This window comes from Paucilactobacillus oligofermentans DSM 15707 = LMG 22743 (assembly GCF_001434315.1).
GTDB classification, from domain to species: Bacteria; Bacillota; Bacilli; order Lactobacillales; family Lactobacillaceae; genus Paucilactobacillus; species Paucilactobacillus oligofermentans.
This window is the reverse complement of record NZ_AZFE01000030.1, coordinates 146,708-168,362: the sequence shown is the minus strand read 5'-3', so window position 1 is coordinate 168,362 and position 21,655 is coordinate 146,708. Positions and strand designations below refer to the sequence as shown.

Annotated in this window: 19 protein-coding genes and 9 tRNA genes; 26 read left to right on the top strand and 2 right to left on the bottom strand. The window is 36.0% G+C overall.

What is annotated here, in order from left to right; all coding sequences use genetic code 11:
* The first annotated feature begins 101 nt into the window (after nucleotides 1–101).
* The 9 genes from FC70_RS03615 to FC70_RS03575 all read left to right on the top strand — a co-directional run bounded on the left by FC70_RS03615 (nucleotide 102) and on the right by FC70_RS03575 (nucleotide 1,002).
* Nucleotides 102–192: transfer RNA gene (locus FC70_RS03615), tRNA-Ser, on the top strand.
* Between the two features lie 5 nt (nucleotides 193–197).
* A tRNA-Glu gene (locus FC70_RS03610) sits at nucleotides 198–269 on the top strand.
* A 6-nt stretch (nucleotides 270–275) separates the two neighbouring features.
* Nucleotides 276–348 (top strand) — tRNA-Val (locus FC70_RS03605).
* Nucleotides 349–409: 61 nt separating this feature from the next.
* A tRNA-Phe gene (locus FC70_RS03600) sits at nucleotides 410–482 on the top strand.
* Between the two features lie 5 nt (nucleotides 483–487).
* Nucleotides 488–569 (top strand) — tRNA-Tyr (locus tag FC70_RS03595).
* A gap of 8 nt (nucleotides 570–577) precedes the next feature.
* A tRNA-Trp gene (locus FC70_RS03590) sits at nucleotides 578–648 on the top strand.
* 15 nt (nucleotides 649–663) lie between these two features.
* Nucleotides 664–736: transfer RNA gene (locus FC70_RS03585), tRNA-His, on the top strand.
* A 91-nt stretch (nucleotides 737–827) separates the two neighbouring features.
* Nucleotides 828–898, top strand: a tRNA-Cys gene (locus FC70_RS03580).
* Nucleotides 899–918: 20 nt separating this feature from the next.
* Nucleotides 919–1,002 (top strand) — tRNA-Leu (locus tag FC70_RS03575).
* Nucleotides 1,003–1,146: 144 nt separating this feature from the next.
* On the opposite strand, the gene FC70_RS09150 is transcribed toward FC70_RS03575, so the two are convergent.
* A complete protein-coding gene (locus FC70_RS09150) occupies nucleotides 1,147–1,515 on the bottom strand; it encodes a DUF805 domain-containing protein (RefSeq protein WP_083478621.1) in 369 nt (122 codons plus the stop codon).
* A gap of 406 nt (nucleotides 1,516–1,921) precedes the next feature.
* On the opposite strand from FC70_RS09150, the gene nrdD reads away from it, so the two are divergent.
* The 3 genes from nrdD (at nucleotide 1,922) to apf (ending at nucleotide 5,848) form a co-directional block, all read left to right on the top strand.
* Nucleotides 1,922–4,138, top strand: coding sequence for an anaerobic ribonucleoside-triphosphate reductase (nrdD, locus tag FC70_RS03570; protein ID WP_057889640.1), 2,217 nt, complete (start codon nucleotides 1,922–1,924; stop codon nucleotides 4,136–4,138).
* Complete coding sequence (gene nrdG, locus FC70_RS03565; protein WP_057889639.1) at nucleotides 4,080–4,661, top strand: anaerobic ribonucleoside-triphosphate reductase activating protein; 582 nt, start codon at nucleotides 4,080–4,082, stop codon at nucleotides 4,659–4,661. The genes nrdD and nrdG overlap by 59 nt, the downstream gene beginning before the upstream one ends.
* 569 nt (nucleotides 4,662–5,230) lie before the next feature.
* Complete coding sequence (gene apf / locus FC70_RS03560) at nucleotides 5,231–5,848, top strand: aggregation-promoting factor (RefSeq protein ID WP_057889638.1); 618 nt, start codon at nucleotides 5,231–5,233, stop codon at nucleotides 5,846–5,848.
* 97 nt (nucleotides 5,849–5,945) lie between these two features.
* Here apf and FC70_RS09475 read toward each other — a convergent pair whose 3' ends face one another.
* Nucleotides 5,946–6,674 (bottom strand): response regulator transcription factor, encoded by a 729-nt coding sequence (locus FC70_RS09475; protein ID WP_057889637.1) that lies wholly within the window; start codon nucleotides 6,672–6,674, stop codon nucleotides 5,946–5,948.
* Nucleotides 6,675–6,868: 194 nt separating this feature from the next.
* Between FC70_RS09475 and FC70_RS03550 the strand changes: the two genes are divergently transcribed.
* The 14 genes from FC70_RS03550 (at nucleotide 6,869) to FC70_RS03485 (ending at nucleotide 21,645) form a co-directional block, all read left to right on the top strand.
* Nucleotides 6,869–7,726 (top strand): phosphate ABC transporter substrate-binding protein, encoded by an 858-nt coding sequence (locus tag FC70_RS03550; protein ID WP_057889636.1) that lies wholly within the window; start codon nucleotides 6,869–6,871, stop codon nucleotides 7,724–7,726.
* A 199-nt stretch (nucleotides 7,727–7,925) separates the two neighbouring features.
* Nucleotides 7,926–8,783 (top strand): phosphate ABC transporter substrate-binding protein PstS family protein, encoded by an 858-nt coding sequence (locus FC70_RS09235; protein ID WP_057889635.1) that lies wholly within the window; start codon nucleotides 7,926–7,928, stop codon nucleotides 8,781–8,783.
* 9 nt (nucleotides 8,784–8,792) lie between these two features.
* Nucleotides 8,793–9,695, top strand: a complete 903-nt coding sequence (gene pstC / locus FC70_RS09230; protein ID WP_057889634.1) for a phosphate ABC transporter permease subunit PstC — start codon at nucleotides 8,793–8,795, stop codon at nucleotides 9,693–9,695.
* Nucleotides 9,695–10,582 carry a phosphate ABC transporter permease PstA gene (gene pstA, locus FC70_RS03535; protein WP_057889633.1) on the top strand — a complete coding sequence of 296 codons (888 nt, stop codon included), beginning with the start codon at nucleotides 9,695–9,697 and terminating at the stop codon, nucleotides 10,580–10,582. The genes pstC and pstA overlap by 1 nt, the downstream gene beginning before the upstream one ends.
* A 12-nt stretch (nucleotides 10,583–10,594) precedes the next feature.
* Complete coding sequence (pstB, locus tag FC70_RS03530; RefSeq protein WP_057889632.1) at nucleotides 10,595–11,371, top strand: phosphate ABC transporter ATP-binding protein PstB; 777 nt, start codon at nucleotides 10,595–10,597, stop codon at nucleotides 11,369–11,371.
* A gap of 10 nt (nucleotides 11,372–11,381) precedes the next feature.
* Nucleotides 11,382–12,137, top strand: coding sequence for a phosphate ABC transporter ATP-binding protein PstB (gene pstB / locus FC70_RS03525; RefSeq protein ID WP_057889631.1), 756 nt, complete (start codon nucleotides 11,382–11,384; stop codon nucleotides 12,135–12,137).
* Between the two features lie 12 nt (nucleotides 12,138–12,149).
* Complete coding sequence (gene phoU, locus FC70_RS03520) at nucleotides 12,150–12,854, top strand: phosphate signaling complex protein PhoU (protein WP_057889630.1); 705 nt, start codon at nucleotides 12,150–12,152, stop codon at nucleotides 12,852–12,854.
* Between the two features lie 302 nt (nucleotides 12,855–13,156).
* Nucleotides 13,157–15,151 (top strand): transketolase, encoded by a 1,995-nt coding sequence (gene tkt, locus FC70_RS03515; protein WP_057889629.1) that lies wholly within the window; start codon nucleotides 13,157–13,159, stop codon nucleotides 15,149–15,151.
* Nucleotides 15,152–15,425: 274 nt separating this feature from the next.
* Nucleotides 15,426–15,923 carry an AP2 domain-containing protein gene (locus FC70_RS03510; protein WP_057889628.1) on the top strand — a complete coding sequence of 166 codons (498 nt, stop codon included), beginning with the start codon at nucleotides 15,426–15,428 and terminating at the stop codon, nucleotides 15,921–15,923.
* Between the two features lie 140 nt (nucleotides 15,924–16,063).
* Nucleotides 16,064–17,020, top strand: coding sequence for a mannose-6-phosphate isomerase, class I (gene manA / locus FC70_RS03505; RefSeq protein WP_057889627.1), 957 nt, complete (start codon nucleotides 16,064–16,066; stop codon nucleotides 17,018–17,020).
* A gap of 398 nt (nucleotides 17,021–17,418) precedes the next feature.
* Nucleotides 17,419–18,786, top strand: coding sequence for an aldehyde dehydrogenase family protein (locus FC70_RS03500; RefSeq protein WP_057889626.1), 1,368 nt, complete (start codon nucleotides 17,419–17,421; stop codon nucleotides 18,784–18,786).
* Between the two features lie 46 nt (nucleotides 18,787–18,832).
* A complete protein-coding gene (locus tag FC70_RS03495) occupies nucleotides 18,833–20,263 on the top strand; it encodes a glycoside-pentoside-hexuronide (GPH):cation symporter (RefSeq protein WP_057889625.1) in 1,431 nt (476 codons plus the stop codon).
* Nucleotides 20,264–20,296: 33 nt separating this feature from the next.
* Nucleotides 20,297–20,971 carry a transaldolase family protein gene (locus FC70_RS03490; RefSeq protein WP_057889624.1) on the top strand — a complete coding sequence of 225 codons (675 nt, stop codon included), beginning with the start codon at nucleotides 20,297–20,299 and terminating at the stop codon, nucleotides 20,969–20,971.
* The gene (locus tag FC70_RS03485) at nucleotides 20,971–21,645 is read left to right on the top strand and encodes a DUF4867 family protein (RefSeq protein WP_057889623.1); all 675 of its coding nucleotides are present in this window, start codon (nucleotides 20,971–20,973) and stop codon (nucleotides 21,643–21,645) included. Before FC70_RS03490 ends, FC70_RS03485 begins: the two co-directional genes overlap by 1 nt.
* Nucleotides 21,646–21,655 lie beyond the last annotated feature (10 nt).

The following is a 21,655-nucleotide window of genomic DNA, read 5'->3' as shown; positions in this document are numbered from 1 at the left end:
AAGCGCCGATAGTAGTTGGGGGATCGCTCCCTGCGAGGGTAGGACGTCGCCATGCAAAAGTTTTTGGCTTTTAGAACATTATGTTCTCTACTTGGATACCTGGAGAGTTGTCCGAGTTGGCCGAAGGAGCATCATTGGAAATGATGTAAACGGGTTATACCTGTTTCAAGGGTTCGAATCCCTTACTCTCCGTTTATGACCCGTTGGTCAAGTGGTTAAGACACCGCCCTTTCACGGCGGTATCATGGGTCCGAATCCCATACGGGTCACTTGATGGAGGATTAGCTCAGCTGGGAGAGCGTCTGCCTTACAAGCAGGATGTCACAGGTTCGAACCCTGTATCCTCCATATGTAATGAGATCCACATCTCATTATGTTTAATTATCATAAAGTATCAACCGAAAAAATTGGCTCGGTAGCTCAGTCGGTAGAGCAATGGATTGAAGCTCCATGTGTCGGCAGTTCGATTCTGTCCCGCGCCATTGATGGAGGGGTAGCGAAGTTGGCTAAACGCGGCGGACTGTAAATCCGCTCCTTCGGGTTCGGAGGTTCGAATCCTCTCCCCTCCATTTTTTATAGGGATATAGTTTAATGGTAGAACTATGGTCTCCAAAACCATCAGTGGGGGTTCGACTCCCTCTATCCCTGCTTTTTAATATTTTGGCGGTATTGGTGAAGTGGTTAACACACCGGTTTGTGGATCCGGCACGCATGGGTTCGATTCCCATATACCGCCCTTGATTGGGTTTGAGCCAGGTAGTAATGAAGAAGACTTTGACTCCGTCGTCATTTTTAACGGTTTGTAGTTCCAATCGTGGGTATTTGATGGTGGTATAGCCAAGTGGTAAGGCAGAGGTCTGCAAAACCTTCATCACCGGTTCAAATCCGGTTACCACCTTTTAAGTATCTATATCATTTGCCGCTGTGGCGGAATTGGCAGACGCGCTGGACTCAAAATCCAGTTCCTTCACGGGAGTGTGGGTTCGACCCCCACCGGCGGCATAGATAAGATAGACGATTAATGATATAGTACTAAAAAATGATAACCTTAAAGCCTTGTAAGTATAACTTACAAGGCTTTTTTGTTTACTAAAATATTATTGAAATAAAAAAGCTCACCAATTAAGTGAGTTAAATGATGAAAATCTAATTACAGTATTTATTGGGACGATGACTGTGTAATAACATTAAAATAAAGAACACAATAGATCCAATTATTGGAATTATTCTTATGAAAATCCATGATCCAGAATGATTACTATCATGAAGTCGGCGAACCGATACTGATAAGTTAACTAGACTGACTAAAAATACAATCAGACTAGAACCGAATGAATAATCTGCATCTGAATCATAATATATCTCTGTTATTGGCTGACCAATTAGGGATTGAAAAACGATGACTAAAAAAAAGGTGATAATTATATTGATGATTATAGGCAACCAATAATTTGAACGGGTAGTAGTACCTGAAAAATTTAAAATATTATGCCAATATTTTTTATATGTACTCATATCTGGATGACCTTTCATATTAAATTATGTGTGATATAACAATAACAGCATATCAAATTGAAATGACTAATACGATTACATAATGATAAAAACACAGATTGTGTTAATTTTACGTTTTGTCATTACTATAATTTAAGATAAAAAATTTTTTTAAAATTTTTTTGAAATATAATGTAATAATTATAAAATTTATTTATTGAGTGAAAAACTAGTTTAACGTTATGACAGGCTTAGGTTTTATTGAATTGACTAGTATCAATAGATAACATGAATCAATCTTGATTAAGAACATTAATTTATCACTATATATAGTGATGATTAATGAAATGGGACACAACATATTGTGTTATTCTCTCTTTTGCTTTAATATTAACTTATCGCATTAAATGAAAGAGAGTGAGTGCCAATGGATATTATAAAAGATCGAGTTGCTGAACTAAATGATTTTAAAAAGATTACGGTCGTTAAACGTGATGGATCTAAATCGTCATTTTATGCTTATAAAATTGACTTTGTACTACATAAGTTAACTGATGATACTGAAATGATTAATCAAATTGAAGAATCACTATATACCGAATTAAGTGGTAAGCAAGAAGTAAAATCAGCTGTGATTGCGGAAATGATTGTTAACATTTTAAAAAGTTTGGAACAACATGATTTAGCTCAGGAATATACTCTATTTTATGAAAATGAAGTTAAAAGCTTTGAAAGAGCTATTAATCCAGAGGCACGACTACAAAAGTTATTTGATAAAAATTCAAGCGTAGTTCACGAAAATGCTAATAAGGATAGTAGGGTCTTTAATACTCAACGTGATTTAGAGGCTGGAGCAGTTAGTCGGGCAATAGGCTTGAAGATGCTACCCAAAGTAGTTGCACAAGCTCATTTACGAGGAGATATTCATTGGCACGATTTAGATTACTCACCAGTAACACCAGAAACTAATTGTTGTTTAATTGATTTTGATGAAATGTTGACTAATGGGTTTAAGATTGGGAATGCTTGGGTTAGTTCACCAAAGTCAATCCAAACCGCAACCGCACAAATGTCGCAAATTATTGCTAACGTTGCATCGCTACAATATGGTGGATGTTCTGCTAATCGAGTGGATCAATTATTAGCACCATATGCCCAACTTAATTATGATAAGCATTTAGTTGATGCAAAAAAATGGATTGCTGAAGATAAACGTGATGCGTTTGCTAAAGAAAAGACAATTAAAGATATTTATGATGCCATGCAGGCACTCGAATATGAAATTAATACTCTGTATTCATCACAAGGACAAACTCCATTTACGACGGTTAATTTTGGCTTGGGAACAAATTGGATTGAACGTGAAATCCAAACTGCTATTTTGAAAGTTAGGATTAAAGGATTAGGTAAGGAACATCGGACGGCTATTTTTCCTAAGCTAGTTTATACTATCAAGCGAGGACTTAACCTAGATGTAACCGATCCTAATTATGACATTAAACAATTAGCTTTGGAATGTTCGACTAAACGGATGTATCCAGATTTATTAATGTATGACAAAATTGTTGAGTTAACCGGTAGTTTTAAAACCCCAATGGGATGCCGTTCATTTTTACAAGGCTGGAAGAATGATGATGGGGTTGAAGTTAACTCAGGACGAATGAATTTAGGTGTTGTAACAGTTAATTTACCACGAGTAGCGATTGAATCAAAAGGAAAAAAAGATTTGTTCTGGGATATTTTTGAAGAGAAAATGACGATTTGTTATCAAGCTCTGGAATATCGAATTGCCAGAACTAAGGAAGCGGAACCCGAAAATGCACCGCTATTATATATGTATGGGGCATTCGGTAAACGATTGAAAGCTACGGATTCAGTTGATGAAGTTTTTAAAAATAGTCGTGCTACGGTTTCATTGGGTTATATTGGAATTTATGAAACGTGTACACTATTTTACGGTGATGACTGGGAACATAAGCAAGAAGCACGTGATTTTGCTGAAGAAGTCGTTAAGCGAATGTATGAATATTGTAAAGACTGGGAAAAGCAAAGTGGTTATCACTATAGTTTATATTCAACCCCAGCAGAATCATTAACAGATACTTTTGCGCAAGCAGATTTGAAAAAATTCGGTAAGATTCAAGATATTACCGATAAAGAGTATTATACGAATAGTTTTCATTATGATGTTCGTAAAAAACCATCACCATTTGAAAAGTTAACATTTGAAGAGGTCTTTCCTAAATATGCTGCTGGTGGATTTATTCATTACTGTGAGTATCCTAGTTTGCAAAATAACCCTAAAGCACTTGAATCAGTTTGGGATTGGGCTTATGACCATGTCGGTTATTTAGGAACTAATACAGCGATTGATCAATGCTTTAAGTGTGGTTTTACAGGTGACTTCAAGCCAACTGCTAAGGGCTTTGTCTGTCCATCATGTGGTAATCATGATCCGAAAACTTGTGATGTAGTTAAACGGACATGTGGTTATTTAGGTAATCCACAACAACGTCCAATGGTTCATGGGCGGCATGTTGAAATTTCATCACGTGAAAAACATATGAACGGGGAGATGATTAAGAATGCCGCAACACATGAAAGAGCCAAACAATCCGATGCCCAAAGAATGGCTGGCAAGTGAACACAGTCTACAAAAGATAGCTAGTTATAAACCGTTTAATTTTGTTGATGGTGAAGGTGTTCGTTGTAGTTTATATGTAAGTGGCTGTTTATTTAGCTGTCCAGGTTGTTACAATGTGGTCGCACAAAACTTTAATTATGGACATGAGTATACGCAAGAATTAGAGGATCAGATTATTGATGATTTAAGTCAGTCGTATGTTCAAGGATTGACATTACTTGGTGGTGAACCATTTTTGAATACGCAAGTTTGCCTTAAATTATTAAAACGAATTCGACAAGAATTTGGCGATACTAAAGATATATGGTCATGGACTGGTTATAAATGGGATGAATTAATGCAAGAATCTGATGATAAATTAGAAATGTTAAAGTATATTGATATTTTAATTGATGGTCGATTCTTAGAATCAAAAAAAGATTTAACCTTACAGTTTCGAGGTAGTAGCAATCAAAATATTATTGATGTTAAAAAATCATTAGCCCAAGATCAGGTAGTGATTTGGGATAAGTTAGTTAAATAAGTGAGCAAAAGGTATCAGCAAATCAAATTGCTGATACCTTTTTTAGTGCTATTAGTTGATGAATCACCAACAAAATCAGTAATTTTGGTGTTCATATGAGCGATTAAATATCAAAAAAGATTGAATATACGCGGATAAACAGAAAAAATTCATATTTATTTCATGTTTTTTTGAAATTTTTATCAAAAAATGGTCATTTTTGTAATATTTGCAATCAACCGATATTTAAGTAAAAACGCAAATCGGCTTTTTTAACACGTAATAATAGTTAGTCGATAGTAAACCTAGTTGATTAGCCTGAATAATTGGGATAAAGCGTTGCTACGACTGATGTATCAACTGATTAATAAAAACGCCGATATAATAATACGTAAAACGATTTACTTAATTTTGATAAATGTGCACTTTTTAACAAAGTAGAACGAGTATTCGTGATTTGATACTTTTTATTTCAAAGAAAACAAAATTGGTAAAAATAGAAAAAGCTTTGTTATATGTTTGTAATATTCATCCTGTAAAGTAATCCTCGTTGCATAAGGAAAACAAGAAAAAGGATGGTTTTTTAATTTATGAATTTAAAGAAGAACGCACTCAAGTTCTCTGTTGCAGTAGCAGGCGCATTTACATTAGGATTTGCCGCTACATCAATCCAAGCTAACGCCGATGAGATTTACACAGTTAAATCAGGTGACACGCTTTCAGGTATTTCATACACTTACGCTAATAACGATAGCTTAGTTGATTCACTTGCCTCAAACAATAACATTGCAGATAAGAATTTGATTTATGTTGGTGCAGAATTAATGATCACTGACAATGGTACAATTCGTGAAGCTACTGATGAAGAAGTTGCTACAACTCCAGCAGCTGATGAAAGTACAACAACTGATACAACTTCAGCTGCTGCAACTTCAACTGCTTCTACAAGCACAGCTTCATCAAACTATACAAGTACAGTTGCTGGATCAGATTCAGCTGCTAAATCTTGGATTGCTAACAAAGAATCTGGTGGTTCATACACTGCCTCAAATGGTCAATATTATGGTAAATATCAATTGAGCTCATCATACTTAAATGGTGATTACTCAGCTGCTAACCAAGAAGCAGTTGCTGATAACTATGTATCAAGCCGTTATGGTTCATGGACTGCTGCACAAGCATTCTGGCAAGCAAATGGTTGGTATTAAGATTTAAACTTGAATAATTTTAAAGGATGTCGTTAGCGATATCCTTTTTTTGTGCAATAAAAAAGCTAATCTCATTGTTGAAATTAGCTTTTTGAAATTAATTATCAGAAAAAATATATCCAAAGCCACGAACCGTTTTAATCCAGATTGGATTTTTAGGATCAGCTTCAATTTTATCACGAAGGTGACTAATATGAATATCTACCATCCGAGAAGTTCCCATGATGTCGTATCCCCAGACACCTTCAAGTAATTGGTCTCGACTTAAGACTTGATTGGGATGATTAACTAAGTATTTAAATAGCTTGAATTCTTTGGGAGTAAGGTTTAAATCAGCGCCATCTTTCATTACTGAGTAGTGATTCTTATCAATCGTTAAATCATGAAATCTAACTAGATGAGAAATGTCTGGTTCATCAGGAGCAGATATGGACTCTTGATCTGTATCATTGGGGATTTGTTGATAAACCCAAGTTCGTTGCTTAATTATTTTCATAATATGGTTAAAATCAACCGGCATTGAACAAAAGTCATCAATATGAATTTCGTATAGTGAATCACGCATACTACTGTTTAGTGAGTTAAACAACGCAATAATTGGGCCATGAACTAGTTCTCTAATTTGAGTTAAAACAGTTAAACTAAGCTGAAATTCGAGACTGTTTAAGTCCCAAACCACAGCCGAAATATATTGTTCTTTTACTGTTCTTAAAGCTTCTTGTGGTAGAACTGTATTATTAACAAACCAACTATTTTGGTTTGCAACTTCATTTAATGAAGTAAATAGTGCTAATTGATTGGTTAATAGTAATATTCGTTCAGCCAAAATGACTCTCCCTTAGACTCCCAATATTTTGTATACCTTATTTATCGCACAAATGTGAATAATTGTCGATACATTTACACTTTATTTACATTATTCATTTACATGGCTTTTACATAAATAACATTTTAGATTTACGTTAGACGGTTAATCTAAGGATGCTGATAAAGCAAAAAATAAAAAAGGGGTTTAAGAACATGAAAAAAATTCTGATTTTGGTTTCTTCATTATTACTAGCAGGAGTATTTATTGCAGGGTGTTCCAGTAAAAGTGCAAGTGATTCGAGTAAATTAACAATTGTTGGGTCAACCGCATTACAGCCATTAGTTGAACAGGCCGCCAATAATTATCAAGATGAAAATAGTGGTACTTCCATCACAGTACAAGGTGGTGGATCAGGAACCGGACTTAGCCAGATTTCAAACGGATCGGTGTCAGTAGGAAATTCAGATGTTTTTGCTTCTCAAGTCAGTGGTGTAAATACTAAAAAAATTGTTGATAATAAAGTTGCTGTAGTTGGAATTACACCAGTTGTTAATCCAGATACAGGCGTAAAAAATTTAACCATGCAACAATTACAAGATATCTTTACTGGTAAAATAACTAACTGGAACCAAGTTGGTGGTAAAGATGAAGAAATTACGATCATTAACCGAGCTAAAGGTAGTGGAACTCGTATTACATTTGAACAAAACGTTTTAGATGGTAAATCAGCTATTAAAGCGCAAGAACAAGATTCAAATGGAACCGTTCAAAAATTAGTTTCTAGTACTTCCGGAGCGATTAGTTATGTTTCATTCTCATATGTAAATAGTAAGATTCAAGCAGTTTCAATTGATAACGTCAAACCAACTGATGCTAACGTTAAAACCAATGCATGGAAGATTTGGTCATATGAACATATGTATACAACTAAAAATGCAGATGCTTCAACTAAAAAGTTTGTGAAGTATGTTAAATCAGACAAAGTACAAAAGACTTTAGTTAAAAAACTTGGTTACATTGCAATTAAGGATATGAAAGTATCTAAAGACGCTAACAATCAAATCAAATAGTTAAACTTACTGATTGGCTCTGAGGATGAAAGACATTCTTAGAGCCTTTTTGTTTAACCTCTAAAGGCCATTAAATTAATTGTTTGTAGCTTGTATGTAAAAATTTACAAGTTCTTTACATGATGCAAACATGAAATTTACACTGTTAAAATATACTAATTTTGAAATAGAAAACAGTGGATATGAAAGAGGTTAGGCGATGAAACGATCAATAACAATTGCATTATCGTTGTTAACGTTGTTGATAATTGTCACTGGATGCGGAAATAAGCAATCACAGAGTAAGAAGATGACAATTGTCGGCTCGACAGCACTACAGCCATTGGTAGAACAAGTGGCGAGTGAATATAGTGAAAAGAATCAAGATATTTCAATTACGGTTCAAGGTGGAGGTTCTGGAACTGGATTAAGTCAAGTTCAAACCGGCGCCGTGTTAATTGGTAATTCAGATGTCTTTGCTTCTCAAGCAGATGGCATTGATGCGGATAAGTTGGTTGATCATGAAGTTGCAGTCGTCGGAATTGTCCCCGTAGTCAATCCAAAAATTGGGGTTAAAAATTTAACGATGCAACAATTACAAGATATCTTTACTGGTAAGATCACTAATTGGAAATCAGTTGGTGGCAAAAATGAAGAAATTATTGTAATTAATCGAGCTCAAGGTAGTGGGACCAGAATCACATTTGAACAATCGGTACTGGGAAAGAAAACAGCAGTTAAATCACAGGAACAAGATTCTAATGGAACGGTGCAACAAATCGTTGGTAGCACTCCGGGAGCAATAAGTTATGTATCATTTTCATATGTAAATAATAAAATTCAACCACTCTCAATTGATGGAGTTAAGCCAAATGTTACTAATGTGACGACGAATGCTTGGAAGATTTGGTCTTATGAGCATATGTATACCCGAAAGAATCCGGGAACAGAGGTTGATAAATTTCTTAAGTATATTCAATCGCATGAAGTGCAAAGTAAGCTAGTGAAGCAATTGGGATATATCAGTATTCATGATATGAAAGTTTCTAAAGACGCAAATAATCATGTTTCAAAATAGGAGGCTGCTATGGACGAAATTAAAGATCGACTTTTAAAACCATCAAAAGCCACGCATGAAGACCAGCGTGGAAAATTTATTAGTTATTTGAGTATTGGCTTAATTGCTGTACTAGTAATTTCAATTCTCGTTTTCATCACGATTCATGGACTAGCAATGTTTACCCAAAATGGGATGAAAATATCAGATTTTTTATTTAAAACTGATTGGAATCCCGGTAAAAAGTTAATTGGGGCTTTACCAATGATTGTCACTTCATTCGGAGTTACATTATTGTCAGCGCTGATTGCGACCCCATTTGCAATCGCAGTTGCGTTATTTATGACTGAGTTTGCACCTAAACGTGGAGCAAAATTCTTACAAGTGATTATTGAATTATTGGTGGGAATTCCATCAGTAATTTATGGATTAATTGGGCTAGCAATCGTAGTTCCAGCAGTCAGAACAATTTATGGTGGGACTGGATTTGGTATCTTAGCTGGAGCGATTGTCTTGTTTGTCATGGTATTGCCAACCATTACGTCATTAACCGTGGATAGCTTAAAAGCAGTACCACGGCATTATCGGCAAGCTTCATTAGCTTTAGGGGCGACACGTTGGCAGACGATATATAAGGTGATTTTACGAGCTGCAACACCAGGGATTTTAACCGCCGTGGTCTTTGGAATGGCGCGCGCCTTTGGTGAAGCTTTAGCAGTCCAAATGGTGATTGGAAATGCAGCAATGTTACCACAAAATCTAACCTCACCATCGGCAACGTTAACCAGTCAATTGACGATGGGAATTGGTAATACCATTATGGGAACATTACCAAATAATGCTTTATGGTCATTGGCCTTATTACTATTGATTATGTCATTAGTATTTAACTTAGTCGTGAAACTCATTGCACGTAAAGGGAGGATCAAATAATGAATGCAAAACGAAGTGATCACCTTGCAACTGGTTTGATTTATACTTTCGTGGCAATTGTGGTATTAATTTTATTTGGCCTCATTGGATACATCTTAGTATCTGGGGTACCACATCTTTCATGGCACTTTCTAACGACGCCATCAAAAGCGTTTGCCGCTGGTGGTGGGATTCGCGATCAACTATTTAACTCACTTTACTTATTGATTTTAACGTTAATCATTTCATTTCCAATTGCGTTGGGTGCTGGGATTTATCTCGCTGAATATGCACCCGACAATTGGGTAACAAGTGTGATGAGAACCGCTATTGAAGTTTTAAGTTCTTTACCTTCAGTGGTAGTTGGATTGTTTGGTTACCTATTGTTTGTTATCCAGTTTCAAATGGGATTTTCAATTCTTGCAGGTGCCATCGCCTTAACATTTTTTAACTTACCATTGTTAACGAGAAATATTGAAACGTCGTTATCAGCCGTGCCTAACTTACAACGTGAGGCCGGAATTGCATTGGGATTATCTAGTTGGAAGACAACAACGGGAATTATTTTACCAGCTGCGGTCCCAGGAATCTTAACGGGGGTAATTTTAAGTGCTGGGCGAGTATTTGGTGAAGCGGCTGCCTTGATTTATACAGCTGGTCAAAGTGCACCAGTTTTAAATTATGGTAACTGGAATGCCTTTGATCCCAATAGCTTTTTAAATCCATTACGACCAGCTGAAACGTTAGCAGTCCATATTTGGAAAGTTAATGCAGAAGGGATTGTCCCTGATATTGATGCGGTTTCAAATGGAACGGCAGCGGTCCTAATCATTGTTATTTTGATTTTTAATATCAGTGCACGGATGTTGGGTAATCGGCTTTATAACAAGTTAACTTCAAGTAAATAGCGGAGGGATGACATGGATACATTCATAGCACCAACCAATTTAGAGTTAGCGATTGAAACTAAAAATTTAGAAGTAATTTATGGGGATAATCAAGCAGTTTTTGATTCCAGTTTAGAATTTCCACGGCATAAAATCACGGCTATCATTGGGGCATCTGGTTCTGGTAAATCAACTTATTTACGTAGTCTCAACCGGATGCATGATAAGAGTGTGACCGTTAATGGTCAAATCATATATCGTTCCGTTGATATTAATCAACCCAAGATTAATGAATATGAAGTTCGGAAACAAATTGGGATGGTATTTCAACGACCTAATCCATTTGCTAAATCGATTCGAAATAATATTACATTTGCCTTAAAGAAAAATGGCATTACTGATTCACGTGTTTTGGAAGAACGAATTGAGACTAGTTTAAAAGAAGCGGCTTTATGGGATGAAGTTAAGGATGATTTAGATAAGAGTGCGTTGGAGTTGTCTGGTGGGCAACAGCAACGATTATGTATTGCTCGGTCATTATCATTACGACCTGATATTTTATTAATGGATGAACCAGCCAGTGCTTTAGATCCAATTTCTACCGAAAAAGTGGAAGCAACAATGCGTAAGCTGAGAAAAGATTATACCATCATTATTGTGACGCATAATATGCAACAAGCTTCACGAGTTAGTGATTATACAGCTTTCTTTCATCAAGGAAGAGTGATTGAGTTTAACCGGACTCAAGATGTTTTTCAAACACCGCATGTGAAAATGACGGAAGATTATATCTCTGGAAATTTTGGTTAGGAGTGAGAATATGCAACCGATTATCACAACGAAAAATGTTAAATTATCATATGGATCATTTGAAGCATTGCACGATATTAACTTAGATTTTGAGAAAAATAAAATTACCGCTTTAATTGGACCCTCGGGTTGTGGCAAGTCAACATACTTACGTTGTCTGAATCGCATGAATGATTTAATCGATGGCGTGACAATTACAGGTTCATTTAAATTAAATGATCTAGATATGTATGATGAAAAAACGGATGTTGTGGAATTACGACGAAAAGTGGGGATGGTATTTCAACAACCAATTCCATTTCCCTTATCAATTCGTGAAAACGTGGCCTATGGATTAAAACTAAATGGTCATGTGGCAAAAGAATTTATCGATCAACGAGTGGAAGAAAGTTTGCGCCAAGCAGCCTTGTGGGACGAAGTTAAGGATCGCTTAAATGATAGCGCGTTATCATTATCTGGTGGACAACAGCAACGGATTAGTATTGCTCGGGTGTTGGCAGTTCGACCAGAAGTGATTTTAATGGATGAACCAACCAGTGCCTTAGATCCAATTTCTAGTGCTCAAATTGAAGATACATTGTTAGCTTTGAAGAAGGATTATACAATTATTATTGTGACGCATAATATGCAACAGGCAACTCGATTATCAGATAAAACTGCCTTTTTCAACCTAGGTAACTTAATTGAATTTGATACAACTGAAAAATTATTTATGAACCCAAGCAAAAAAGAAACTGATGATTATGTTAATGGTAAATTTGGATAGGAGGAAATTTATATGCATGAATTATTTGCGGATGAATTAAAGAAATTGCGTGGACGTTTTATGGAAATGGGAATTAACGTTAGTGAACAAATTTATGCCTCAACCAAATCGTTTATTGATCATGATTTAAAAGCAGCGAATAAAGTAATCGAAGATGATATCACGACTAATAAAGAAGAAGTTAGTCTTGAAGAACGAGCATTAAAATTGATTGCACTACAACAACCAGTCGCCAGTGATTTTAGAGCAATTATCAGTATTTTAAAGGCTAGTACTGATTTGGAACGAATGGGTGACTATTCAGTTAATATTGCACGTGAGACGATTCGAGTTAAAGGGAATCCTCGTGTGAATGAAATTGAAAAAGCGATTGACGAGATGACCAAGTTGATTCGTGAAATGTTGGAAGAAGCCCTAGATGCCTATGTTCGTAATGATGAAAAAATGGCTCGTAAGGTAGCATTACGCGATTTAGAAGCTGACAAACAATATATTTTAATTCGTAATAACATTACCGCCGCCATGCAACAAGATTCAGAAACAGTAGTCGCTAATTCTGGCTACATGATGGTTGTGCGTTTGCTTGAACGAATGGGAGACCATATTGTTAACCTTTCTGAATGGATCGTTTATAATGCTTCTGGTGAACTAGTTGAATTAAATCCAGGTAAGAAAGATCCTGAAATGGTTCAAAAATTATTAAACGATAAATTATAAAATGATATGAAATACCAAAAATTGATGATGATTATATCGTCAATTTTTTTGTTTTATTACTGATAAATAAATATAATATTATGGGTTTAATGTCGAACCAAACAATGCTATTTTTTATGAAAACAATTGTGAAAAGGTTGATATGATAATGCTTACTTTAAGAAAGCACTATGTATACCAATTTAAAATATAGTTAATTTTATTCAGTAATATCAAGTTTCACTTGAATGTACCAATCTACACTGGTATGATGTGTTACATGTTCAACAAATAAATTAATTAATATTTTTGGAGGCTTCATGATGTTTAATAATACAGATCAATTAAGCGTAAAAACGCTAAGAATGCTCAGTGTCGACCAAGTTCAAGCAGCTAATTCAGGTCACCCCGGTTTACCATTAGGGGTCGCACCAATGGCTTATGTACTATGGCAAAACTTTTTAAATGTTAATCCTAAAGATAGCCAATGGGTTAATCGTGATCGGTTTGTTCTTTCACCAGGACACGGATCAGCATTGTTATATAGCCTATTGCACTTATCCGGATATGAATTATCATTGGGTGAGCTCAAGCAGTTCCGTCAACTAGATAGTAAAACACCAGGACATCCAGAATATGGCTTGACTGATGGCGTTGAAGCTACGACTGGACCACTTGGACAAGGAATTGGAATGTCAGTCGGAATGGCAATGGCCGAAAGACATTTGGCAGCTAAATTTAATCGAAAAGGCTTTCCAGTTATGGATCATTATACTTACGCAATTTGTAGTGATGGTGAAATGATGGAAGGTATTTCACATGAAGCTGCTAGTATGGCCGGTCATTATGGCTTAGATAAGTTGATTATGTTTTATGATTCAAATGATATTTCATTAGATGGACCGCTATCAAATTCATTTAATGAAAATATTAAAGGTCGATTTGAAGCCTATAACTGGAACTATTTACGAGTAGAAGATGGTAATGATTTAGATGAAATTAATACAATGATTGCAGCTGCCAAAGCACAGACCGGTAAACCAACGATCATTGAAGTTAAAACTATCATTGGTCATGGTTCACCATTAGCTGGAACCAATAAAGTTCATGGAGCACCATTTAAAGCGGATCAACTAGAAGAATTACATCAGTTTTATGATTGGAATGAGCCGGCATTTACAGTACCAACAGAAGTTTACAGTCAATTTAATAGCAAAATAGGTAAGCGCGGCGCCAATCATGATGATGCTTGGCATGAAATGTTTGCAGCTTATCAAGTGAAATATCCAGAATTAGCTGCACAATTCGTTAAAGATTTTAATGGCGAAATTGATACTGATTTTAGTTTTCTTCCAGAATATGAAGATAATGACAAAAAAGCTTCACGAGTTTCTGGCTCTGAAGTGCTACAATCAATGGCTGAAAATTTAGATGTTTTATGGGGTGGATCAGCGGATCTCTTTGCTTCTAATAAAACTGAAATTGGTGATTCGGATCGGTTTAGTCAAGAAAATCCTGGTGGACGTAATCTTTGGTTTGGGGTTCGAGAATTTGGAGAAGCAACGGTCTTAAATGGAATTGCGTTACATGGTGGTACACGGGTATATGGAAGTACATTCCTAGCTTTTTCTGACTATATGCGTTCAGCTATTCGTTTATCCGCATTACAAAAATTGCCAGTGATTTATGTCTTTACGCATGATTCAATTGCAGTGGGTGAAGATGGACCAACTCATGAACCAGTTGAACAAGTTGCCAGCTTACAAGCAATTCCCAACGTTGAAGTGATACGACCAGCTGATGCGAATGAAGTCAAGTATGCGTGGGAACGGGCAGTCACTGCTACTGATCATCCAACAGTTTTAATCTTATCTCGTCAAGGATTACCAGCCCTTAAGGGAGCAAGAGAACAAACTGAAGGATTATCAAAAGGTGGATACGTTGTGTCAGCTCAACAAGGCGATCAACCAGAAGCAATTATTATGGCTAGTGGATCAGAAGTACAGCTAGCAATAAGTGCACAAGCAAAACTAATTGAACAAGGAAAAGATGTATCTGTTGTTTCAATGCCAAGCATTAAATTGTTTAGTCAACAAAGTAAAGAATATCAGGAGTCTGTGCTTCCAACCAAAGTTCGAGCTCGGATTTCAATTGAAATGGGAAGTACCCAAGCTTGGGGACGTTACGTTGGTCTTGATGGTATCTCAATGGGGATTGATACATTTGGTCTCAGTGGTAATGGGGATGATATTGTCAAAAGATATGGATTTACAACTGAAAATGTCGTTAAAACAGTTAATAAATTGTTCAATCGATAAACTATTTATTTAAATATTATCAATAAATTTAATTTTTTTAAAATGAAACAAAGATCAAGTTAGCGTCTTATAAAAAGCGATTTATTTTAAAAATGCGTTCCATTTGCAACTATATTGATGTATACTAAAAAACATACTTTGATATCGTATTATAATAAAAAGCTTATATGTAAATCGCTAGTTAAGCTTTGACTATGTTTATGAGAGTATCGGAATATTCTGGTGCTCTTTTTTCTTTTGAAAATTGAGATAAAATTTAATGGTGGTGTTTGTAATGACAATCGATATAACGGGACAAAAATTTGGTCGACTGGTAGCAATTGAACGACATGGTCGGGCCAAAAACGGAAATGCATTATGGTTATGCCAATGCTGTTGTGGTAATACAACCATTGTCGAATCATATGGATTGCGACATGGAACAACCAGAAGTTGTGGTTGTTTACGAAGTGAGACATCTAGCCAAGCCATTAAAACAAACAAGAAAACAGCAATTAACATTGGTAATAAAAATAATCTATGGACGGCTGATGGAGTTCCAGTTTCAAGTATATCTTTAAGTAAACGTAACCATAGTGGTGTTACAGGAGTAACTTATTTAGTGGATACTGATAGTTGGCAAGCCAGAATGATGGTTAAAGGTCGATATGTTCTTTTGAAAAGTTTTGCAACTTTTCAAGAGGCAGTTACCGCACGAAAAATCGTCGAACAGCAATATTTTGGATCTAACCTACAACAGAATATGACTGAAAAGAATCCATTCAATCTTTAGCGGTGAATGGATTCTTTATTTCTACTAATTTTAGGCCTGGTTAAACATGTTTTGACTTTCGAAAAGTAAAATGGTAACTTTTAGGAAGGGCTTACATAGAAGACTTGTTTTTTAAGACAGAAATTGAGGGCGGTAGAGAGATGGATGAAGTATTATTTTTCAAGCCAGTATTTAAAGAAAAAATTTGGGGTGGGAAAAAGTTAACTAGCTTTGGATATGACTTACCAGCCGGTGATATTGGTGAGTGTTGGGCAATTTCAGGTCATAGTCATGGGACGACAGAAGTTGAAAATGGCACTTTTGCGGGTCAAACACTAGCATCTTTATGGCAGACTAATCAGGAACTTTTTGGTCATAGTAAACTTGAGAGATTTCCGTTACTAGTTAAAATACTCGATGCGGAAGCCTCGTTATCAGTACAAGTTCATCCAGACGATGTGTACGCAAAGGAACATGCTAACGATCTCGGTAAAACGGAATGCTGGTATGTTATTGATGCAGACCCTGGTTCATATTTGATTTTTGGTCATCATGCTCAAACCCGTGCAGAATTTGAAAAAATGGTAGCTGCTGGTGATTGGGATAATTTATTAAATAAAGTCCCAGTTAAAAAAGGTGATTTTTTCTTTGTTCCTAGTGGCACAGTCCACGCCTTGACTAAGGGCGTGATGGTTCTTGAAACGCAACAAAGTAGTGATACTACTTATCGACTATATGATTTTGATCGGGTTGATCAAAAGACTGGTCAAAAACGGGAATTACACTTAGAGGATTCGTTTAACGTCACAACGATTCCAGCTAAGACAGTCCAACAAGAACCTAGTGTTCTAAAAATTGGTGATTCAGTTTTAACAACGTTGGTATCTGATCCCATTTCAAAATACTTTAATGTCTATCATTATGATATTCATGGTACCGTTCAATTTGCTAAAGAATACCCATATACATTAGTTTCGGTGTTAGATGGTGAAGGGACCTTAACAGTGGGTGGACAATCATATTCCTTAATAAAGGGACAACACTTCATGTTGACGAATGAAGCTGATGAATGGACGATGACAGGTAACTTAGAATGTATTGCTTCGACAGCTCATTAAATTAAATAACTAATATGATTCAGCACTAGCGCCGATTATTTATCGGTACTGGTGCTTTTTTGTGCAGTTAAATAATATCAAAGCTTGATATGAAAGTATTTAAACGTAAGCAGTCAAATAAGTGTTAGTTAAAAATTCATACTTTTCAATAAATATTCATTTTATTAGGTGAAATTCACCACTTTTCTTCAAATTTAACACCGCAAATATTCCAAATTTGCGAGTAAAGTACCGGTTATTGAATAAAGTAATCGATTTTGTTCTTTAGATTTAGTGGAGGTAATGAAATGAAAAAGCATAAAAATAAGATTATCGCGTTAGCAAGTGTTGTTATCACAGCAGTAGTCGCAACAACAGTTTATATTAATTATGAAAATCGATAGACGGAGGGCAAGCTTATGAGTAATAAAGTGATTAATCCAACAACTGGAATGCAAGAGATGGTATTTTCATTGAATAACGAAGAAGATCTACATAATGCATTAGTCGAAGGAGATAAATATTATCGACGTCAACGACAAGTATCGGTAAAATATCGTGCACAACAATTAATGGAAATTGCCGCAAGTTTTCGAGCTAATGCACTGCAGCTGGCACAAACGGCAACTAATAATATGGGTAAGTTAATTTCAGAAAGTTTAGCCGAAGTTGAAGCAGCAGCCAAGATTGCAGAATACTATGCCAAAAATGGGCCACACGCATTAGAATCTAAGCCTTATACCTATGCTGGTGAAAAACATGCTGAAATTCAGTATGAATCAACGGGAATTGTAGTTGCAATTGAACCATGGAATTTCCCATATACACAGGTTATGCGGGTCTTTGCACCTAACTTTTTATTAGGTAATCCAGTCGTTTTGAAATATGCATCAATTGTTGCCGGCTGTGCGTTGAAATTTGAACAAACGGTAATTAATGCCAATGTTGATCCAGCAGCCATTCAAAATATGTTTTTAACGAATGATCAAGTTGCAGAATTAATTAAGGATCAACGGATCCAAGGAGTTGCTTTAACTGGCTCAACCGGTGCTGGTCGTTCAGTTGCAAGTGAAGCTGGTCAATCACTGACCAAAGTAACCTTAGAATTGGGTGGTAATGATGCCTTTATTGTCTTGGAAGATGCAGATGTGCAACAAGCAGTTAAAGATGGCGCGATTTCTCGATTACGCAATGCTGGTCAAGTATGTACATCGGCCAAACGATTTATTATCCATGAAGCAATTGCGGAAGAATTTATTGACGGTATGATTAATGAATTTAATTCGCGAGTGATTGGTGACCCAAATGATGAGGAAACTACGTTAGCGCCATTAGCTTCGCAAAAAGGAGCCGATATGCTGCAATGGCAAGTTGATACCGCAATTGAGAATGGAGCCGAAGTATTAGTCGATGGCGGTATCTTAAATCAAGATGGTAACTTTTTTAAACCAGTATTATTAACCAACATTCAACGAAGTAATCCAATGTTTGATCAAGAATTTTTTGGACCGGTCGGCCAAGTTTATGTCGTTAAAAGTAATGAGGAAGCAATCAAACTTGCTAATCAGTCCCAATATGGTCTTGCTGGTGCGGTATATTCACAATCAATTGCAGAAGCTAAATCAGTAGCCAACCAACTTGAAACTGGTCAAGTATTCATTAATCAACCATCCAACGGCTATCCAGAATTACCATTTGGTGGTGTAAAAAATTCTGGTTTTGGTCGGGAAATGAGTGAATTAGCATTATTTGAATTTGCTAATCAAAAAATGATTGCTTTGGGTTAGATAGTATTTTAAAACGAAATAATGATTTTTTGAGAGGTGAGGAAAAATGCAAAGACAAGAAATGAGCTCGATACAAACTGATTTAGACGAAGCACCGAAAACCTTAAAATTTCGTAACAAAATTGGCTATATGATTGGGGATGTGGGTAATAACTTCCTGTTTGATATGGGTCAATTGTATTTACTTAAATATTTTACTGATCAGTTAGGTTTAAACAGTGCCGTTGCTGGAACCATATTTCTGGTAGCTAAAATCTGGGATGCCTTCATGGATATCAGTGTTGGAACGTGGATTGATAATCGAACTAATATTGGTAAGCGTGGTAAATTTAGACCATTTATGTTGTGGGCGGCAATTCCACTAGCATTATTGTTAATTGCTAATTTTACCATGCCGGACTTTTCGGTTACCGGTAAACTGGTATGGGCCTATGTAGCATATATGCTTTTTGGAACCGTTTATAGTATTTCAAATGTACCGTTTGGTTCAATGATTACCGCAATGACGAAGAATAGTCAGGAACGTTCAGAATTAGCTTCATATCGGCAAGCAGGCTCAAACTTTGGTTTAATGATGGCAACAATTGCATTTATGCCGATTGTCACAGCATTACCCAATGAAAAAGTTGGTTATACCGTTGCCGTAGTGATTTTCGCAATTGCGGGCGTTTTATGTCAGTGGTTTGCATATGCTAATACTAAGGAAGTTTATCAATCAGCGCCAAAACCTAAATTTTCAAAAGAAGAAATTAAAGAATCGTATAAAGCACTTTTTAAAAATAAGCCGTTAATTACAGTTAGTATCGTTAATTTATTTACCTTTTCAGCATTTAATCTCAAGTTGGCGGTACAAGTTTATTATTGCCAATACGTGATCAAAGATTTAACGGCGGAATCATTATTAGGTTTCTTCAGTATTGGAATGGTATTCGTCTCAGTCTTTTTAACCCCATTTTTAACGAGGAAATTTGATAAGAAAATTGTTTATATGTTGGGATGTGCTATTTGGGCCATCGGTGATATTTTAGGATTCTTCCTAGCAAGTAATACGTTCATGTTAGTTCTATTAACAAGCGTGGCTTATTTAGGAAATGGATTTACCAGCGCATTAAATTGGGCATTAGTCTCTGACTGTGTTGAATATGGTGAATGGAAAACTGGGATTCGTTCAGAAGGTCTCGTATATTCATTCTTTACTTATTTCCGTAAATTATCACAAGCATTGGCCGGATTCATTCCAGGTGTGGTATTAGCCTTAGTTGGATATGTACCAAATCAAGCCCAAACAGCAACTGCCTTAATGGGAATTCGTGAACTAATGTTCTTTTATTCAGCCACATTGGCACTTGTGACCATCGTTGTAATGTGGAAATTATATCCATTAACTGAAAAACGCTATAAAAACATTATGGGCGAGTTACTTGCGAAAAAGAGTACCGGTGCCGTGATGGCAACCGCAGCGATAAATAAAAACTAAGTTAACTAGAAATTGAAAGATTAGGTGAATAATATGAAATATTTTTTAGATAGCGCAAAATTAGATGAAATTGAAATTGCATATGAACAATATGGATTTGATGGTGTGACGACAAATCCGAAACATATTATGAATAGTGGTAAGTCATTCAATCGTGCTATCCGTGATATTGCAGTTTATGTTTCAGATAAGCCTGAATTTCCCGTTTCAGTAGAAATTAACCCACACTTACAAACAGCTGATGAAATGATTCAGATGGCCGAAGAGGTTAGCTCATTTTCAAATAATTTTGTGATTAAAATCCCGACTAATAAGCAAGGAATAATTGCTGCTCGCCAACTTGAACTTCGCGGAATTAAAACGAATATGACTTTAGTATTTTCAGCAGCACAATCCATTATGCCCGGTAAAATTGGGGCTAAGTATGTTTCGCCATTTGTCGGCTGGAAAGAGGATTTTGGGGATGAAGGCTTAGCGTCCGTTAAACAAGTAGTTGATATTTATAAAATGTATCATTTTGATACGGAAATTATTGTGGCAGCTGTTAGAACTGCTAAACAGATTCAAGAGGCGGCACTTATGGGTGCAGACATTGTAACTTGTGGTTTATCAGTTTTCGAAGCAAGTTTTGAAAATCCATATACTGATTTTGGCTTAAAAACTTTTCAAGATGCATGGGATAACACAAAGACTGAGCAGGTGATTTAATGGCTAGTTTAGAAGAAGTTCGACGAGCTAATCCAGAACTTGATGTCCGCTCGGTATTTGATGAAGAGTTTGAAGATTTCGGTCGTGTGGTGGAATTACCACAGCAAAGGGTATTGAGTAATTTGCTGGCCAAAACGGAAATTCCGAGTGTGAATAATGTTTATATTCGTGAAGAAAAAAGTTGGTTAGCGGAGCAACGAACAGAAATCGAACGTGATTTTTATGGCGAACAAAAAATTGAAATTGGATATTGTAATGGTCATAGTGATCATTTAAATGCCTTCGAATTTCATAATTGCTCAGAACTTAATTTAGCTGGTACTGATTTAGTATTATTTCTAACCCATCGAAGTGTGATTCATAAAATGTGGGTTGAAACTGACGAATCGCAAGCATTTTTTGTTCCTAAAGGAACGGCAATTGAAGTTTATGCATCAACATTGCATTTTGCACCATGTGCGATTGATAGTGATGGATTTCGCTGCCTAGTTATTTTAACCGCAGGGACTAATGGATCGCTTGATGATCCCGAAGCAGATTCAATTGTTTTTCAAAAAAATAAATGGTTATTAACACATGCTGATAATCAACGCATGGTTGATAAAGGGGCACGAATTGGCCTTCGCGGTGATAATTATATGATTAATAAAATTGCAACTGTCAATAACAAATAGAAAGGGGTTG

What these genes read in the sequence shown, in the direction of transcription:
- FC70_RS09150 (WP_083478621.1), bottom strand. Translation starts at nt 1,515, where the DNA reads ATGAGTACATATAAAAAATATTGGCATAATATTTTAAATTTTTCAGGT.
- FC70_RS03485 (WP_057889623.1), top strand. Translation starts at nt 20,971, where the DNA reads ATGGCTAGTTTAGAAGAAGTTCGACGAGCTAATCCAGAACTTGATGTC.
- FC70_RS03490 (WP_057889624.1), top strand. Translation starts at nt 20,297, where the DNA reads ATGAAATATTTTTTAGATAGCGCAAAATTAGATGAAATTGAAATTGCA.
- FC70_RS03500 (WP_057889626.1), top strand. Translation starts at nt 17,419, where the DNA reads ATGAGTAATAAAGTGATTAATCCAACAACTGGAATGCAAGAGATGGTA.
- FC70_RS03550 (WP_057889636.1), top strand. Translation starts at nt 6,869, where the DNA reads ATGAAAAAAATTCTGATTTTGGTTTCTTCATTATTACTAGCAGGAGTA.
- nrdD (WP_057889640.1), top strand. Translation starts at nt 1,922, where the DNA reads ATGGATATTATAAAAGATCGAGTTGCTGAACTAAATGATTTTAAAAAG.
- nrdG (WP_057889639.1), top strand. Translation starts at nt 4,080, where the DNA reads ATGCCGCAACACATGAAAGAGCCAAACAATCCGATGCCCAAAGAATGG.
- phoU (WP_057889630.1), top strand. Translation starts at nt 12,150, where the DNA reads ATGCATGAATTATTTGCGGATGAATTAAAGAAATTGCGTGGACGTTTT.
- apf (WP_057889638.1), top strand. Translation starts at nt 5,231, where the DNA reads ATGAATTTAAAGAAGAACGCACTCAAGTTCTCTGTTGCAGTAGCAGGC.
- pstB (WP_057889631.1), top strand. Translation starts at nt 11,382, where the DNA reads ATGCAACCGATTATCACAACGAAAAATGTTAAATTATCATATGGATCA.
- FC70_RS03510 (WP_057889628.1), top strand. Translation starts at nt 15,426, where the DNA reads ATGACAATCGATATAACGGGACAAAAATTTGGTCGACTGGTAGCAATT.
- FC70_RS03495 (WP_057889625.1), top strand. Translation starts at nt 18,833, where the DNA reads ATGCAAAGACAAGAAATGAGCTCGATACAAACTGATTTAGACGAAGCA.
- pstA (WP_057889633.1), top strand. Translation starts at nt 9,695, where the DNA reads ATGAATGCAAAACGAAGTGATCACCTTGCAACTGGTTTGATTTATACT.
- pstB (WP_057889632.1), top strand. Translation starts at nt 10,595, where the DNA reads ATGGATACATTCATAGCACCAACCAATTTAGAGTTAGCGATTGAAACT.
- tkt (WP_057889629.1), top strand. Translation starts at nt 13,157, where the DNA reads ATGTTTAATAATACAGATCAATTAAGCGTAAAAACGCTAAGAATGCTC.
- pstC (WP_057889634.1), top strand. Translation starts at nt 8,793, where the DNA reads ATGGACGAAATTAAAGATCGACTTTTAAAACCATCAAAAGCCACGCAT.
- FC70_RS09235 (WP_057889635.1), top strand. Translation starts at nt 7,926, where the DNA reads ATGAAACGATCAATAACAATTGCATTATCGTTGTTAACGTTGTTGATA.
- manA (WP_057889627.1), top strand. Translation starts at nt 16,064, where the DNA reads ATGGATGAAGTATTATTTTTCAAGCCAGTATTTAAAGAAAAAATTTGG.